A 15910-nucleotide genomic window follows, 5' to 3' on the forward strand; every position below is an offset into this window, starting at 1 on the left:
GAAGGGGAACTGACATGGCTGTTTACAAGAAGGGTATGAACGCCGACGCGGTGTCCGCGTCCGGCGACAAGCTCACCGGCTACAAGGGCGAGCTCGACGGCATCGTCGAGGCCGTCAACGGCGCCGTCTCGACCATCAAGAGCAACTGGGGCGGCACCGACGCCGAGCAGTTCCAGAGCGACTGGCACGGCCAGCGCCAGGTCGTCTCGGCCGCGGGCGACAAGCTCGACGCCATGGGCAAGAAGTGCAAGACCAACGCCGAGTCGCAGAAGCAGACCTCGTCGAAGTGAGCCCGGCCGCTGCGTGAGCCCGGCTCCGCAGCGCTGCACGAAGGGTGGTCGTTCCCGCGGGGGAGCGGCCACCCTTCGTCGTGTCCCCGTGCCCGTCCGTCGGAGCGGGGCGTACGCCGTCGGCCCGCCCTGTCGTTTCACGGGAAAGTCAGGCGGTCCTTCCCCGATGTATCAGACGGGTTGTCCCTGCCGTCTGCAGGGGGTGACACCTAGACTGAGCACCCAGAGAGGGGGCGAGGCATGGGCGGACCCGGTGAGCTCACCGAGCTGCTCGCCCGCGCCTCCCGTGGCGACGCCGCGGCGTGGAGCGCCATCGTCGAGCGCTTCGCCTCGCTGCTCTGGGCCGTGGCCCGCGGCCACCGGCTCGGCCAGGAGGACGCCGCCGATGTCGTGCAGAACTCGTGGCTCAAGCTCCTCGACCACCTCGACGACATCGCGCAGCCCGAGGCCCTTGCGGGCTGGCTCGCGACGACGGCCCGCTACGAGTGCCTCGCGATCCTGCGCAAGAAGGGCCGCGAGCACCTGGTGCGCGACGACGACCTCGCGACGCGCGTGGTCGACGAGCAGGTGCGTGCGCTCGACGCGAGCCTGCTCGACGACGAGCGCGACGCGCACCTCTGGGCCTGCCTCGGCCGGCTCTCGGAGCGGTGCCAGGTCCTGCTGCGTGCGCTCATGGCGAGCGACCGCCCGAACTACAAGGCGATCGGGGAGGCGCTCGGCATGTCGGTCGGCTCGATCGGCCCTACGCGGATGCGCTGTCTCGACAAGCTCCGAGACCTCGTCGGCAGCGGCGACTACACCTTCGACCGAGGGGGGCGGACGTCATGAGCTCCGATGACACCCACGTGGGCCTCCACCCCGACGACCTCGACCTGCTCGAGCGGCTCGGCCGCATCGCGGCCGTCGTCGATCCCGTCCCCGACGAGGTGCTCGAGCTCGGCAGGGCCGCGTTCGAGCTCCACCGGGCCGACGCCCTGCTCATGTCGCTGGTGGCCGATGCCGGAGCCGCCGTGCGCGACAACGGCGCTGCCACGGCGTCGCACCTCGTGGTGTTCGAGCTCGGCGAGACCTCGGTCGAGGTCGAGGTGGCCCGCCGGGGCGAGTTCGTTCGCGTGATCGGCGTCGTCATGGCCGCCGACCAGCCGTATGCCGGTGAGTGCCGGGTCTCCCTCGAGACGTCGGCGTCGACCACCACCCAGACGCTCGACGACGGCCGGTTCGCCTTCGAGCGGGTGCCGGTCGGGCTCGCCCGCCTCGTGCTCGACCGTGAGGGTGACCAGCCCATGAGGACGCCCTGGTTCGACGCCCGCTGACGCCCGCTGACGGCTGCTGTCGCTGTGGCGCCGTGGCGCCGGCCCCCGGATCCGTGCCTCAGGTGCCCCACACGGTGAACGACGCAGCCGTCGCGGCTGCCAGGGGGTCCGCTGACGCCGCGAGCCGGGCCGCGCGTAGCCCCTCCGCGAGGGAGCAGCCGGAGGCCACGGCTGCGTGCACGTCGGCCATGACCCGCGCCGTGGCGACGTCGTTGACCGGGTTGACGCTGGCCACCACCGAGCGCGTGCCGATCGCGAGGAGGCTCGACACGAGGCCGAGCGCCTCGTCGGCCCCGATCGGGTGCACGCCGCCTGAGTCGCAGGCCGAGAGCACCACGGACCGAGGCGGCCGTCTCAGCCGGTCGAGGTCGTGCACCATGAGCGGGCCGTCGGCGAGCATGAGCGAGGAGAAGAGCGGCGCGTCCCCCCGGAAGTCTCCGTGGGCCGCGAGGTGGGCCAGGTGCGCCCCCTCGAGAGCCTCGAGCGTGCGGTCCACGGTCGCGTCGTCACCACCGAGCACGGTGGCATCGGCGTGCAGGCGGCGCAGCTCGCTGACCTCGCGCTGCTCCGTGCTGAGCCCGGGGCCGGTGACGAGGGTGACGCGGCCCGAGCCGCGCTCGGCGCCACGGGCGGGGTCCTCCTGGGCCCGGGCCCACAGCGCGATGGACGGAGACACGACGAAGGCAGAGCCGCGGAAGACCGGCATCAGGCCGAACGGCACCGTCAGCAGGTTCGACGCCGGTGAGATGAGCACGGAGGGCCGGCTCCACGCCGGGTCGGGGTCCCCGAGCAGGGCGTCCTGCAGCTGCCGACCGGCGCGGGCCACGTCGACGGTCCGGCCGTATGCCGCCCGGCGAAGGGCGAAGCGCGCGTACGACGCCTCCCGCTCGGCCGCGGTGAGGCTGCCGAGCCGGCGCAGCCGGGCGCGCCCGTCGGCCACCGTGATGGTGTGCACCACGCCTCGCACCAGGACGACGTAGACCAGGACGGTGTCACCGAGCAGGTCGCCCAGCCGGGTGAGGTCGGGCCCCTGGGTGTCGGGGCCCTCGGCGCGCAGGCGACGGTAGCGGGCCCGCACCGCGGTCTCGAGGCGCGAGCGCTCGCGAACGAGGTGGGCCTCCTCTCCCTGCAGGGTGATCCGGCGGGTGACGTCACGCAGCGCCGAGACCTGGGTGGCAAGCACCTCGTCGTCCGGCGGTCGCGCCGGGGGGCCGGTGAGCGACGTCGCGCGCCAACGGTCGGCCCAGCGCAGCACGGCCCGGGCGTCCCCTGCCCGTTCGGCGTCGTCGATGGCGATGGACGCCAGCTCGAGGCCGTAGCCGGTCGCGAGCGCGCGCAGCTCGAGGTCGCCGATGAGCGACCGGTGCTCGTCGACGGCGTCGAGGCCACGCCGGCAGGCGTGCCGCAGGGCGCGGCGGTCCCCGACCTGCTCGGCGAGCATGGCGCGGGCCAGCCACGCCGCGGCCCTCGGGAGCGGGGCCCCGTCGTGCCGGCGGTCCGCGGCCTCGCGCAGTGCCCGGGACCGCAGCCGCAGGTGCCCGGTGTCGCCGGCGACCTGGGCCAGCAGCAGCAGTGCCTCCGGCACGGCCGGGTCGTCGAGCCGTCGCAGGGTGCGCACGAGGGCGCGCGTGCGTGTCAGCAGGTCGGGCAGGGACGGGCGCGGGAGGGCGCTGACGCCCTCTGCCGACCCACGCGCGTGCTGCTCGGCGGCATACGCGGCCTCGAGGGCGAGCAGGTTCGAGCGCGCGGCCCAGCGGTGACGGCGCTGCGAGCGGAAGGTGGACTCGGCCGCGCGGGCCCGTTCCTCCGCCACCTGCCACTCCTCCCGGAGCATCGCTGCGCGCGACGAGGCGAGCAGCAGGTCGCCGCGCCACACCGGCGCCAGGTCGTCGCGGGCGAGGGCCGCGTCGAGCATGGCCTGAGCCTCGCTCGCGAGGCGAGCCGTGAGCAGAGCCTCGGCGTGGTCGACGAGCTGCTCGACGGGGTCGACGCCGGCGGCGCGGTAGCGCTCCTCGGCCTGCTCCATGAGGGTCAGGGCGTCGACGACGTCGCCGTGCTGGAGGGCCACGAGTGCGCGGTTGCGCGCCGACATCGTGGCCTCGAGCACCTCGCCGATCTCCAGGTGCACGGCCTCCGCCGAGGCGTAGTCGGCGCTCGAGCCCACCGAGTCGCCCATGGCCCGGCGCACGTCGCCACGCGAGCCGAGCGCCCTTCCCTCCCAGAGCTTGTCGCCCGCGCCATGGCTCAGGGCGGCGGCCGCGGTGAGGTCACGCACCGCGTCGTCGTAGCGACCGAGGAGGCCGAAGGTGCAGCCCCTGAGGTGCAGGACGCGGTGCCGGGCGGCGCCGGTGCTGAGGCCCAGCGCGTGCTCGAGCTGGGCCAGGCCCTTCGAGGTGCGCCCGGCGAAGAGGAGGATCGTGCCGAACGTGGCGCGGACCTCCGCCTCGCGGTCGGGCCCGGCTCGGCGCGCCGCGCGCACGGCGGACCGGGCGTGGTGGAGGGCGGCCTCGGTGCGGCCCCGGTCGCGCTCGACGATGGCGATGGCGTGGTGGGCGAAAGAGCGCTCGCGATGGCCGGGCCGCCCATCGAGGATGGCCAAAGCCGAGGCAGCGGCGACCTCGGGCTGCGATATTGCGAGAGGCAACAGCTCGTCGGCGCGGCGACGGGGGACCGGTGTATCACCGGCGACGCCCGCGTCGTCTGCAGCCTGTCCGGCTCTCATGCCACACCCCTGTGTCCGCGTCCCTTGGGAGGTCTCTGGTGAATACCCGCGATGATCGCAGCAACGGCAACGGCGGGAAGGGGGTTCAGGGACAGCATGGCCGCGACCGGTGGTGGCGACCGTGGAACGCGTCGGTCATGGCGCAGCGGTCCGACGTGCAGGTCGACAAGATCCTCGATGCCGTGGGCCGCGACAACGTCGACGTGCACCGCGGGCCCGATGGCACCGTCGACTACATCCGCCGTCGCCGGCTGCTCACCGATGTCGACGCCGTCGAGGACGTCTACGGCCACCTGAAGCGCACACCCCCGCCGCAGAGCCAGCGCCGGAGCACGAGGCTCGAGAAGCTGCACCGCTTCGACGTCGACCTCGAGCCCGACCAGACCCTCGACGACCTTCTGGACGACCTCGACCGGAACGTCGGTGAGGGCACGGTCACGGCCGACTACCTGCTGCACGTGTGCACGACCTGGTGCGGCGCGACCGAGCCCCAGCCCACCACCGCCACCGAGCCGCTCGACCGCAACACCGACCGCGCCGCCACGGGGAAGGACGTCCGCGTCTCGGTCGTCGACACGGGCCGGCTCTTGCGCGTCGTGCGCGCGCACCCGTGGCTCGACGGGGTGCGTGGTGACGACGAACCGGCCAACATCGGCCACTACGCCGGTCACGGGACCTTCGTCGCCGGCGTCGTCCGGGCGTACGCACCCGAGGCCGACGTCAAGGTCGAGTCGGTCACCACGATGGGCGGCACCGTGTTCGAGAGCGACATGGTCGACCAGCTCATCGAGGCGGTCTCCTTCGACCCGCACGTCATCAGCTTCTCCGGCGGCACGCGGACCCGCGGCGACCGGCCGCTCAAGTCGTTCGAGATGTTCTACGAGCAATACCTGAAGGACCGAGGGGACGAGACGGTCTTCGTGTGCGCGGCCGGCAACGACGGTGACGAGGGCCTCTTCTGGCCGGCAGCCTTCGACTGGGCGGTCGGTGTGGGCGCGCTCGACGAGGACCACGAGAGCCTCGCCGGCTACTCCAACCGCGGCGAGTGGGTCGACGTGTACGCGCTCGGCACGGACGTCGTGAACGCGTACCCCAACGGCACGTACACCTACCAGGAGCCGCCCGACAGCAGCCTGCCTCCCGCGACCTTCACCAACGGCATGGCGTCCTGGAGCGGCACGTCGTTCGCGGCCCCCATGGTCGCCGGGCTCATCGCGGCGCGCCTGTCGTGGAACGGCGCCGACGCGCGCACGTCGTGGAACCAGGTCAAGGCGCTCGCCGTTGCCGACGCCGGCGCGGGACTCGATGCGCGGCTTCGGGACGCGCGTGCCGCGAGCCGGCCGTGACGCGAGAGGCCGCCGCGGGCCGGGTCGTCATGACCCGGCTCGCGACGGCCTCTGCGTGGGTGCTGCGTGGGTGCTGCCGCTCCGCGGCTCAGGCGGGGACGGTGGTGAAGCGAAGGTAGGGCTTGACCTCCTCGACCGCGTCGTCGCCGAAGCGCTCGCGGGCGTCGGCGGTCGACAGGGTCGGGGCGACGATGACGCGCTGGCCGTCCTTCCAGTCGGCCGGCGTCGAGAACGGGCCGCTGTCGGTGACCTGCAGGGCGTCGACGGCGCGCAGGATCTCGTCGAAGTTGCGGCCGACGCTCTTGGGGTAGGTCAGGCTGAGGCGCACCGTGTTCTTCGGGTCGATGACGAAGACCGAACGCACGCCCGAGGTGTCCCCCTCGCCCGGGTGGATCATGTCGTAGAGCTCCGAGACCTGGCGCGAGTCGTCGGCGATGATGGGGTAGCCGACGGGTGCGCCGCCGACCTCCTCGATGTCGCTCTTCCAGGCGTCGTGCTGCTCGACGGGGTCGACCGACACGGCGAGCACCTTGACGCCGCGGGCGTCCCACTCGTCCTTGAGCGCGGCGACGCGGCCGAGCTCCGTGGTGCAGACCGGCGTGAAGTCGGCCGGGTGGCTGAAGAGCACGGCCCAGCTGTCGGCCTTCCAGTCGTGGAAACTGATCGGGCCCTCTGTGGTCGTGGCGTCGAAGTCGGGGGCGGTCTCGCCCAGTCGCGGTGTTGCCATGGCTCGTCCTCTCGCGGTCGGGCGCACGTCGCGCTCCGGTCTGCGAGCCATTCTGACCACAGAACCAAGCATCGCGTTATGGGTGTCCAAATGTTGTGACGTGCATTCAGCGCGCGTCCAGACTTCCCGCAAAGACTGCCCCCACCCTGTCGCCGCCCCAGAGGAGCCTGCCGTGAGCGCCCTGCTCGACACCATCGCGAACGAGGTCCTCAATGCCCCCGTGTGGCTCGTGCTGCTCGTCGTCGGAGGCGTCGTCTTCGTCGAGGACGCGATCTTCGTCGGCTTCGTCGTGCCCGGCGAGACCGTCGCCATCCTCGGCGGCGTGGCGGCGTCGCTCGGACACGTCCCGCTGGCGGCCGTGCTCGTGGTCGTCGTGCTGGCCGCCATCGTCGGTGACAGCGTCGGCTTCGAGGTCGGTCGCCACCTCGGCGGGAGAGTGGTGGCGCTCAAGGCGTTCGACCGGCACCGCCACCGGATCGACCGAGCCCAGGACTTCCTCGGGCGGCGCGGCGGCGCGGCCGTCTTCCTCGGGCGCTGGACCGCCTTCTTCCGCGCGGTCATGCCGGCGCTCGCGGGCATGTCGAAGATGCACTACCCGACCTTCCTCGCCTGGAACGCGGCGGGCGGCATCGCCTGGGGCAGTGTCGTGGTGACGGCCGGCTACCTCGCCGGCCGGTCCTACGCCCGGGTCGAGACCTGGCTGGGCCGCGGCGCCGCCGTGGTCGTCGCGCTCGTCGTCGTGGTCGTCCTCGTCGTCTGGCAGGTGCGCCGCCACCGTGCGGAGCGTGCCGGGAGTGCCGACAAACCCTCGCGTACGCCGTCCGCCGGGTGAGCCGGTGGCGCTCGCGCGGTTCGGCGCCCGTCGCACCGGGGGGCGTGGTCGTCACGATCCGGTCGCGGGCGCCCCGTTTCGTCCCGGGTCGCACGGCGACCTGCGATGCTCCCGCTCGTGACCGCCGAACTCCCGCCGCCGAGCGGCCCACCGCAGCCGACCCCGGACGTCGACGCCTCGCCCGTCCGGGCGGATGCCGCCTCGCCCGCCACCACCGGAGCCGTGCCGGCTGCGCCGGCGCCCTTCATGCCTCCCCTCGGGTCCACGCCCGGGCAGCCGAACACGCCGATCGGGGTGTATCCGTCGTATCCGGCCCCGTCGGCAGCCGGCGTCGTGCCGTACCAGCCGACACCGGTTCCGGGCACCAACGGGCTCGCGATCGCGGCACTCTGCTGCGGCCTCGTCGGCATCTTCCCCATCGCCGCCGTCGTCGCGATCGTGCTGGGGATCGTCGCGCTGAACCAGCTGAGCGATCGCATCCAGCGTGGCAGGGCAATGGCCGTCGCGGGCATCGTGCTCGGGGGGCTCTGGCTGCTCGGCTGGGCCGTGCTCGTCGTGGCCGCCGTGGTCACGGGCGGGCCCGTGCGCGACGCAGCCGGTGCTGTCACGCAGACGTCCGACGTCTACGTCGAGGACCTCGAGGCCGGCGACTGCTTCTCCGGTGCCGGCCACGACGAGGTCGACGACATCACGATCCTCCCGTGCACCTCGCCCCACGAGAGCCAGGTCGTGACCATCTTCGCGATGCCCGCCGGTCCGTGGCCCGGTGAGGACAAGGTCGTCGCGGATGCCGAGAGGGGCTGCACGGACAAGGCCGTCCCGCTCGTCACAGCCCGGGCCCTCGACGACCTCCGCCCGTCGTTCATCTACCCGCAGGACGCGTTCTCCTGGCGCGACAGCCGCGAGATCATCTGCGTCGTCGAAGCCCCGTCGGGCACGACCTCGGGCTCTGCGTTGAGGTAGCCGACGACGCTCCGACCGGGCACGTGCCGGAAGCGTGATCTCCGAAATGCCCCCATTGGTCACTCACAGGTGGTTGGGTACGTTCTCGCACCCCGCAGGGCGCAACTCATCCACAGCCATGGAGGCACCCGGAATGTCGTTCGTCGACGCCATCAAGACTGTTCTGTCCAAGTACGCGACCTTCTCCGGTCGCGCCCGCCGCTCCGAGTACTGGTTCTGGTTCCTCGGCCTGTTCATCGTCGGCGTCGTCGCCAACATGCTCGACCGGGCGATGGGGACCCAGCCCGGGCAGGTGGGCATCGTTGCCATCGTCCTGCTCGTGGCCACCTTCGTGCCGAACCTCGCCGTGATCGTGCGTCGTCTGCACGACACGAGCCGCTCGGGATGGTGGATCCTCATCAGCCTGATCCCGATCGTCGGCGCGATCATCCTGATCGTCTTCCTCGCTCAGGACAGCCACGGTGACAACACCCACGGCCCGTCGCCCAAGGCCGTCGGCGCCGGCGAGGTCCCCGTTCGCGGCTGACACCCCACCAGCAGCAGCAGGTACGCGTGAGGCCCCCTTCCAGCCGGAAGGGGGCCTCACGCGTACCTGCTGCTGCTGGTTCGAGGTGAGCGGCCACCCGGGGAAGTCGGGATGCCTCGAACCGAAGGGGGACCGGGGGGTCAGCGCTCCTCGGTGCCCGCGATGAAGGCCTCGAGCTTGGCCCGACCGAGGTCGTCCGGGCGCTGCTCGGGCGGGGACTTCATCAGGTAGGACGACGCGGACAGCAGGGCGCCGCCGACGCCGCGGTCCTTGGCGATCTTCGCCGCGCGGATGGCGTCGATGATGATGCCGGCCGAGTTGGGGGAGTCCCACACCTCGAGCTTGTACTCGAGGTTCAGCGGCACGTCGCCGAAGGCGCGACCCTCGAGGCGGACGTACGCCCACTTGCGGTCGTCGAGCCACGCGACGTAGTCGGACGGTCCGATGTGGACGTTCTTGCTGTCCACGAGGCCGGCGAGCGGCCCGGTCAGGTTGCTCGTGACGGCCTGCGTCTTGGAGACCTTCTTGGACTCGAGGCGCTCGCGCTCGAGCATGTTCTTGAAGTCCATGTTGCCGCCGACGTTGAGCTGGTACGTGCGGTCGAGCACGACGCCGCGGTCCTCGAACAGCTTGGCCATGACGCGGTGCGTGATCGTCGCTCCGACCTGGCTCTTGATGTCGTCGCCGATGATCGGCACGCCGGCAGCCTCGAACTTCGCGGCCCACTCGGGGTCGGACGCGATGAAGACGGGCAGCGCGTTGACGAAGGCGACGCCCGCGTCGATCGCGCACTGGGCGTAGAACTTGTCGGCCTGCTCGGAGCCGACCGGGAGGTAGGAGACGAGGACGTCGACCTTCGCGTCCTTGAGCGCCGCGACGACGTCGACCGGCTCGGCGCCCGACTCGTCGATCGTCAGCTTGTAGTACTTGCCGAGGCCGTCGAGCGTGTGGCCGCGCTGGACCGTGACGCCCGTGGTGGGCACGTCGGCGATCTTGATCGTGTTGTTCTCGGAGGCGTTGATCGCCTCGGACAGGTCCTTGCCGACCTTCTTGTCGTCGACGTCGAAGGCGGCGACGAACTCGACGTCGCCGACGTGGTAGTCGCCGAACTTCACGTGCATGAGGCCGGGGACGCCGGTGGTGGCGTCAGCGTCCTTGTAGTACTCGACACCCTGCACGAGCGAGCTCGCGCAGTTGCCGACGCCGACGATGGCGACGCGTACGGATCCCATGGATCACTCCTTGTTGTTGGTGGTCTTGCGCTTGGTGGTGATGTCGGTGGTGTCGTCGTAGGCCGCCGGCCCTGGGTCGAGGGCTGCGCGGCGCTCGGCGACGATCAGCTCCTCGAGCCAGCGCACCTCGCGCTCGGCCCGCTCCTCGCCGTACTGCTGGAGGGCGAGGGTGTAGCTGTCCATGCGCTCACGGTTGCGGGCGCTGACCTCGCGCACGTTGGCGAGGCGCTCCTCGAGGCGGGAGCGCCGGCCCTCGAGGATGCGCAGGCGGACCTGCGCCTCGGTGCGGGAGAAGAATGCGAAGCGGACGTCGAAGTCGTCGTCGTCCCAGGCGTCCGGGCCGCTGGCGGCGACCAGGTCCTGGAAGTGCTCCTTGCCCTCGGGCGTCAGCTCGTAGGTGATGCGGGGGCGCTTCGAGGTGCCGGTGCGGGTCGTGTGCGGCTCCTCGGTCTCGTGGATCCAGCCGGAGTCGACGAGGTGTCTGAGGGCGGGGTAGAGCGAGCCGTAGCTGAGTGCCCGGAAGATGCCGAGGGCGGTGGTCAGCCGCTTGCGCAGCTCGTAACCGTGGAGGGGGCCGTCGTGGAGCAGGCCGAGGACCGCGAACTCGAGCAGCGCGGCGCGGCGGCTCTGGGGACGGTCGGGCCTGGGCACGCGTCAACAGTACACGCGGATATATCGCAGCGATACATCTGCGTGACACATCTCGGGCGCGGTCAGGGCGCCAGCGCGTAGACGGCCACGAAGCCGGAGCCGTGGTCGGGACGGGTGCCCCGAGCAGAGAGAGTCACCCGCAGTCTCGAGCCGGCCGGCAGAGCAGTGGTGCCCCACGTCCCGTAGCCGCGGGTCTCGTTGTCGCCCGGGAACCGGGTCAGGCGCATCCCCGACCCCTCGGGCGCGTCGGTGCCGGTGAGCCCCTCCCCGGCCGAGCCCCACGCGACCATCGCCGGACCCTGGTCGACCCCAGTCGTCAGGTCCTGCCACCCCCGCAGCGGACCGGCGGTCATCCGCACCTGCGAGTAGGTGTACCCCTGGTGCTCGATGACGTCCGGGACCATCGCGACCACCTTCCCGGACGCGTCCTGGAGGGGCGTCTCGAGGCCCAGGTCGTAGACCGCGCCCGCGACCTGGCTGCCGCTTCGGCAGGCGCTCGAGCGCACGCCACAGGTCCGTGCGCTCGTCGACGCGTACGTCGTCGGGTCGGCGGCCATGGGTCGGGCGCTCGGGCGGGTCAGCCGTCGCCTCCTCGCCGTTCCAGCGGCGCCGCCAGCTCGAGTACGTGTTGACCATGATCCGACGGACGTACGCCTCCGGATGGCCCTCGATGCGACCCCAGGCGAACCACGCCTACGACAGCGCCGTCTGCACGAGGTCCTCGGCGAGCGCGCGGTCGTGGGTCAGCAGGTATGCCGTGCGCAGCAGTCGCGTGGGCCGGCTGGCCACGAAGTCGTCGAAGGAGGCGTGGCCCACGGCGGCTCCCCCTGTCATCGGCTGCGCGCCGGCGCGCGTCGTCGTCGTCACATCGTGTTCGACGGGCATGCTCTGCAGAAAGGTTGCACGGCCCTGCCGGGTATGTCGCCTTCGCCGGGTCGAGGGCGTGGCCGCTGTCTGTGAGCACCGTGTGAGGGTCGGGTGAGCCACACCCTGCGGTTTGGGCGCAGGGGCATCCATCGGGTCATACTGGGAGGTGGCTCGGGAGGATCTCTCGGGCCTCATCAGTGAACGGAGCAGGTTGTGACGCAGAGCAGGCGCGACGTCCGCGCTGCCCAGCTGGCCAGCAGTGAGGGCCGCGACGGCGAGGGACGCACCGGCTGGAAGAAGTGGGCCATTGGCACCCTGAAGTGGGGCTCGATCGCCGCCGCCGTGCTGCTCGTGCTCGGCACCATCGGTGTCGTCATCGCCTACAACCAGACCGCGATCCCGCAGCCGAACGACCTCGCCAACAAGCAGGTCTCGATCGTCTACTACTCCGACGGCAAGACCGAGCTCGACCGCATCGCCGTCCAGGACGGCAACCGCGAGTCGGTCAAGCTGAACCGCGTGCCGAAGTACGTCCAGGACGCCCACATCGCCGCCGAGGACCGCACGTTCTACCAGAACAACGGCATCTCGGTCGGCGGCATCCTGCGCGCCGTCAAGACCAGCGTCACCGGCGAGGCCCAGGTCGGTGGCTCGACCATCACCCAGCAGTACGTCAAGAACTACTTCCTCACCCAGGACCGCACCCTGAGCCGCAAGGCCAAGGAGATCCTCATCGCCGTCAAGATCGACGGCCAGCTCTCCAAGCAGGAGATCCTCGAGAAGTATCTCAACACCATCTACTACGGCCGCGGCGCCTACGGCATCCAGAGCGCGGCCAAGGCGTACTTCGGCAAGGACGTCGGCAAGCTGACCGTCTCCGAGGGTGCCGTGCTCGCGTCGGTCATCAACGCACCGTCGCTCTACGACCCCGCCAACGGCGACCGCGCCGAGGCCAACCTCGAGAAGCGCTACGCGTACGTGTTGAACGGGATGGTCGAGGAGGGCTGGCTCAGCGCCGCCGACCGCGCCAAGCGCACCGAGCTGCCGAAGATCCTCCCCTACAAGGGCACGAAGAACTCTGCCGGTCCCAACGGCTACATCACCGCCCAGGTCAAGCGGGAGCTGCTCACGACCGGCCTGACCGACCGCGAGATCGACAACGGCGGCCTGCGCATCGTCACGACCATCGACAAGAAGGCCCAGACGGCCGCCGTGGCCGCGATGAAGGACAACCTGCCGAAGAAGGTCACCGGCGGCCTCGTCGCGATCAAGCCCGGCGACGGCGCGGTGGTGGCCATGTACGGCGGTCCCGACTACGCGAAGGACCAGCTCAACACGTCCACGCAGGCGATCATGCAGGGCGGCTCCAACTTCAAGCCCTTCGGCGTCCTGGCCGCGGTGCGCGAGGGCATCTCGACGAAGACGAAGTTCGACGGCGACACCCCGCAGACGATCGCCGGCACCACGATCAACAACTTCGAGGACACGTCGTACGGCAGGGTCGACATGCGCCGCATGATCGGGCGCTCCATCAACACGGCGTTCGTCAACCTCAACGAGCAGATCACGCCGGCCAAGACGAAGCAGGCCGCGATCGACGCCGGCATCCCCGCGAACACGCCGGGGCTCGGCACGGACCTGACCAACATCCTCGGCACGGCCTCGCCCCACGTCATCGACATGGCATCGGCGTACTCGACCATCGCGTCGCAGGGGGTGCGCACCAAGCCCTACTTCGTCAAGAAGGTGACCTCCGCGACCGGGGACTTCACCTACGACGCGAAGCCGCAGGCCAAGCGGGCGTTCGACAAGGACGTCACGGCCGACGTCACCGACGCCATGACCTACACGGTCAAGCCCGGCGGCACGGCGACGAAGATCGGCCGCACGCTCGACCGCCCGGTCGCCGGCAAGACCGGCACCTCCGAGGAGAACCGTTCGAAGTGGTTCTCCGGCTTCATCCCGCAGCTCGCCGTGTCGGTGGGCATGTACAAGCCCACGGCGGACGGCAAGAGCAGCCAGACGCTGACCCCGCAGGAGTCGTCCCTCTACGACGGCTCGACCATCCCGGCGAACATCTGGCTCGACTTCATGAAGGTCGTCACGGACAACATGGACGTCCAGGAGTTCCCCCAGCGCGCCGGCGTCGGCGACGACAAGGTGCCGACCCCCACGCCGACCTTCACGCCGCCTCCGGTCACCACGACCCGCGAGCCGACGACCACCGAGGCGCCGACGACCACCACCACACAGCCGCCGACGACCACGCAGCAGCCGACGAAGACCAACGGCACCGGCAAGCCGACACCGCCGCCGACCACCACGCAGCAGCCGACGATCACCATCCCGCTGCCCGGCCAGTCGTCGACCAAGCCGGGCCCTGGCGGTGGCGGTGGCGGTGGTGGCGGCGGTGGTGGCGGCGCCGGCGGCGCCCCGGGCGGTAGCGGGTGACCTCGGCCGAGGGTGTGGTGACCCGACGGTGACCCGGCGCGTCGGCCAGAGCACCGACGACCCCGTCGTGCGAGCGGCCTCCGAGGTCATCGGCGGTCCCCGCGGGCGGTATGCCGCCGCGCGAGAGCTCCCGTGGATCCTCACGGCTGCCGTGCTCTCTGCCCTGACCGCCGTGACCGCGGGGCTCGGCATCCTGTTGCGTGCGCCGTGCCTGCGCACCGGCTTCACCGGTGACACCCAGTTCTGGAGCGCCTGCTACGCCGACCTGCCGACCGCCTACCGCGACTCGAACGTCAAGGCGGGCCTGGCGGCATACCTTCAGGGGGGTGCGGACGCTCCCGTGACCGGGCAGCCGCCCGTCACCGGCCTCGTGCTCACCGCGCTCGCCAGCCTCGGCCCCGACGGGGGCTCGTTGCGCACCCGGGCGGCCTGGTACTTCGCCCTGTGGTCGGTGCTGCTGACCCTGCTGCTGCTCGCCGTCGTCTGGCTGGTCGCCTCCTCTGCCGCCCGTCCCTTCTCGGCGGCCCAGGTGGCGGTGTCGCCGGTCGCGGCGCTGGCCGTGTTCGTGTCGGCCGACCTGCTCGGGGTCGCCCTCGCCACCGCCGGCATGTGGGCGTGGTCGCGGCGCAACCCGACCCTCGCCGGCGTGCTGCTCGGCCTCGCCATCGGCGCGCGCTCCTACCCGGTGCTCGTCGTCATCGCGATCGTGCTGCTCGGGGTGCGCTCGGGTCGGCTGCGCGAGACGGGCCGCACGGCAGGCTATGCGCTGTTGACGTTCGGCGCCGTCCTTTCGGCGACCTGGCTGCTCAACCGCGGGGCCGCCGCCTCCCCCTACCAGCAGTGGGCCTCCGCTCCGGCCGGCTACGGCTCTCCGTGGCTGCTGCCCCAGCTCGCCGGGCACCCACTGCCCGAAGGTGCCGTGACGGCGCTCGCGGTCCTCGGCTGGCTCGTGGCCGTGCTCGTCGGTGCGGTTCTGGCGCTCTCGTCGACGCGGCGACCGGCCCTCGCCGAGGTGTCGCTCGTGATGGTCGGCATCGTGCTCGTCACGGGCAAGTCGTTCACGGTCCAGAGCTCGCTGTGGCTGCTGCCGCTCGTCGCCTGGTGCGCCCTGAGGTGGCGCGACCACCTCGTCTGGGCCGGCGCCGAGGCGCTGAACTTCGTCGCCGTGTGGCTCACGATCGCGGCGACATCGGTGCCCGACCGCGGCCTGCCGCCGCAGTGGTACGCCTTCTTCTCCATGCTGCGCGTCGTCGCGGTGCTGTGGCTGGTCGCCGTCGTGTGGCTGCGGGCGCGGGAGCGCTGGGGCCGCTCCGGCACGGCCTCGGAGCCGGAGCCCGACGACCTCGCCGGGCCGATGGCCGGCGCCGAGGACCGCCTGATCGTCCGCTTCTCCTGAGCGTGCGGTGCGGGTGTCCGGGGGGCGCGTGGGCTCGGCGGTTCGATTTCTTCGTATGCCGGGTGGCCCGGTAGTCTTGCCCAGTTCGTCGTGTGCCCCGCAGCCTGTGGATCGAGCCGACCGGTGTCGGTGAGATCTGCGAGGCTGGGACCCGGCTGGAAGACCAGGCGGGGCCAGGCCCACGGCGGGACGAATGCAACCCTCCTGTCACGAGAGAGACTCGTGACCGCCGAGACCAGAGGAGGTGGGTTAGAAGCATGCGTCAGTACGAACTCATGGTCATCCTCGACCCGGAGACCGAAGAGCGCACCGTCGACAAGACGATGGACAAGTTCCTCACCGTCGTGAAGAACGACGGCGGCACCGTCGACAACGTCGACATCTGGGGCCGTCGCCGCCTTGCCTACGACATCAAGAAGAAGTCCGAGGGCATCTACGTCGTCGTCACGATGTCTGCTGAGCCGGCCACGGCCCAGGAGCTCGACCGCCAGCTGAACCTCAGCGAGTCGGTCATGCGCACCAAGCTGCTGCGCCCCGGCGCCTGATTCAGCACGTTCACTGAACCGCTCGATCAACCAAAGATCACCCAAAGAA

16 protein-coding genes are annotated in these 15910 nt (G+C 71.3%); 10 read left to right on the top strand and 6 right to left on the bottom strand.

What is annotated here, in order from left to right; genetic code table 11:
• Positions 1 to 14: 14 nt before the first annotated feature.
• The 3 genes from ACFQ2V_RS12455 to ACFQ2V_RS12465 all read left to right on the top strand — a co-directional run bounded on the left by ACFQ2V_RS12455 (position 15) and on the right by ACFQ2V_RS12465 (position 1603).
• On the top strand, positions 15 to 290 hold the full coding sequence (locus ACFQ2V_RS12455; RefSeq protein WP_386053014.1) for a WXG100 family type VII secretion target: 276 nt from the start codon (positions 15 to 17) through the stop codon (positions 288 to 290).
• 240 nt (positions 291 to 530) lie between these two features.
• Positions 531 to 1118 (top strand): RNA polymerase sigma factor, encoded by a 588-nt coding sequence (locus ACFQ2V_RS12460; protein ID WP_386053015.1) that lies wholly within the window; start codon positions 531 to 533, stop codon positions 1116 to 1118.
• Positions 1115 to 1603: a carboxypeptidase regulatory-like domain-containing protein gene (locus tag ACFQ2V_RS12465; protein WP_386053016.1), complete on the top strand. Its 489-nt coding sequence runs from the start codon at positions 1115 to 1117 to the stop codon at positions 1601 to 1603. The genes ACFQ2V_RS12460 and ACFQ2V_RS12465 overlap by 4 nt, the downstream gene beginning before the upstream one ends.
• 58 nt (positions 1604 to 1661) lie before the next feature.
• On the opposite strand, the gene ACFQ2V_RS12470 is transcribed toward ACFQ2V_RS12465, so the two are convergent.
• On the bottom strand, positions 1662 to 4325 hold the full coding sequence (locus tag ACFQ2V_RS12470; RefSeq protein ID WP_386053017.1) for a CHAT domain-containing protein: 2664 nt from the start codon (positions 4323 to 4325) through the stop codon (positions 1662 to 1664).
• A 137-nt stretch (positions 4326 to 4462) separates the two neighbouring features.
• Between ACFQ2V_RS12470 and ACFQ2V_RS12475 the strand changes: the two genes are divergently transcribed.
• Positions 4463 to 5671, top strand: a complete 1209-nt coding sequence (locus ACFQ2V_RS12475; protein ID WP_386053018.1) for a S8 family peptidase — start codon at positions 4463 to 4465, stop codon at positions 5669 to 5671.
• Positions 5672 to 5759: 88 nt separating this feature from the next.
• On the opposite strand, the gene ACFQ2V_RS12480 is transcribed toward ACFQ2V_RS12475, so the two are convergent.
• Positions 5760 to 6398, bottom strand: a complete 639-nt coding sequence (locus tag ACFQ2V_RS12480; RefSeq protein WP_045189089.1) for a peroxiredoxin — start codon at positions 6396 to 6398, stop codon at positions 5760 to 5762.
• Between the two features lie 172 nt (positions 6399 to 6570).
• Here ACFQ2V_RS12480 and ACFQ2V_RS12485 point away from each other — a divergent pair, with 172 nt between their 5' ends.
• The 3 genes from ACFQ2V_RS12485 (at position 6571) to ACFQ2V_RS12495 (ending at position 8719) form a co-directional block, all read left to right on the top strand.
• Positions 6571 to 7230 carry a DedA family protein gene (locus tag ACFQ2V_RS12485; RefSeq protein ID WP_386053019.1) on the top strand — a complete coding sequence of 220 codons (660 nt, stop codon included), beginning with the start codon at positions 6571 to 6573 and terminating at the stop codon, positions 7228 to 7230.
• Positions 7231 to 7347: 117 nt separating this feature from the next.
• A complete protein-coding gene (locus ACFQ2V_RS12490) occupies positions 7348 to 8193 on the top strand; it encodes a DUF4190 domain-containing protein (RefSeq protein WP_386053020.1) in 846 nt (281 codons plus the stop codon).
• Positions 8194 to 8326: 133 nt separating this feature from the next.
• Positions 8327 to 8719, top strand: coding sequence for a DUF805 domain-containing protein (locus ACFQ2V_RS12495; protein WP_386053021.1), 393 nt, complete (start codon positions 8327 to 8329; stop codon positions 8717 to 8719).
• Positions 8720 to 8859: 140 nt separating this feature from the next.
• Here ACFQ2V_RS12495 and ACFQ2V_RS12500 read toward each other — a convergent pair whose 3' ends face one another.
• The 4 genes from ACFQ2V_RS12500 to ACFQ2V_RS12515 all read right to left on the bottom strand — a co-directional run bounded on the left by ACFQ2V_RS12500 (position 8860) and on the right by ACFQ2V_RS12515 (position 11487).
• Positions 8860 to 9951 (bottom strand): inositol-3-phosphate synthase, encoded by a 1092-nt coding sequence (locus ACFQ2V_RS12500; protein WP_386053022.1) that lies wholly within the window; start codon positions 9949 to 9951, stop codon positions 8860 to 8862.
• A 3-nt stretch (positions 9952 to 9954) separates the two neighbouring features.
• A complete protein-coding gene (locus ACFQ2V_RS12505; protein ID WP_386053023.1) occupies positions 9955 to 10602 on the bottom strand; it encodes a PadR family transcriptional regulator in 648 nt (215 codons plus the stop codon).
• Between the two features lie 62 nt (positions 10603 to 10664).
• Complete coding sequence (locus ACFQ2V_RS12510; protein WP_386053024.1) at positions 10665 to 11159, bottom strand: hypothetical protein; 495 nt, start codon at positions 11157 to 11159, stop codon at positions 10665 to 10667.
• A gap of 136 nt (positions 11160 to 11295) precedes the next feature.
• Positions 11296 to 11487 carry a hypothetical protein gene (locus tag ACFQ2V_RS12515; RefSeq protein ID WP_386053025.1) on the bottom strand — a complete coding sequence of 64 codons (192 nt, stop codon included), beginning with the start codon at positions 11485 to 11487 and terminating at the stop codon, positions 11296 to 11298.
• A 195-nt stretch (positions 11488 to 11682) separates the two neighbouring features.
• Here ACFQ2V_RS12515 and ACFQ2V_RS12520 point away from each other — a divergent pair, with 195 nt between their 5' ends.
• From ACFQ2V_RS12520 to rpsF, 3 genes are all read left to right on the top strand, one after another.
• Entirely contained in the window at positions 11683 to 13920 is a 2238-nt protein-coding gene (locus ACFQ2V_RS12520; protein ID WP_386053026.1) for a transglycosylase domain-containing protein, read from the top strand.
• 28 nt (positions 13921 to 13948) lie between these two features.
• Positions 13949 to 15316 (top strand): hypothetical protein, encoded by a 1368-nt coding sequence (locus ACFQ2V_RS12525; protein WP_386053027.1) that lies wholly within the window; start codon positions 13949 to 13951, stop codon positions 15314 to 15316.
• Between the two features lie 257 nt (positions 15317 to 15573).
• Complete coding sequence (gene rpsF, locus ACFQ2V_RS12530; RefSeq protein ID WP_045189105.1) at positions 15574 to 15861, top strand: 30S ribosomal protein S6; 288 nt, start codon at positions 15574 to 15576, stop codon at positions 15859 to 15861.
• The last annotated feature ends 49 nt before the right edge of the window (positions 15862 to 15910 follow it).

This window comes from Terrabacter terrigena, from assembly GCF_042676085.1.
GTDB lineage: Bacteria > Actinomycetota > Actinomycetes > Actinomycetales > Dermatophilaceae > Terrabacter > Terrabacter terrigena.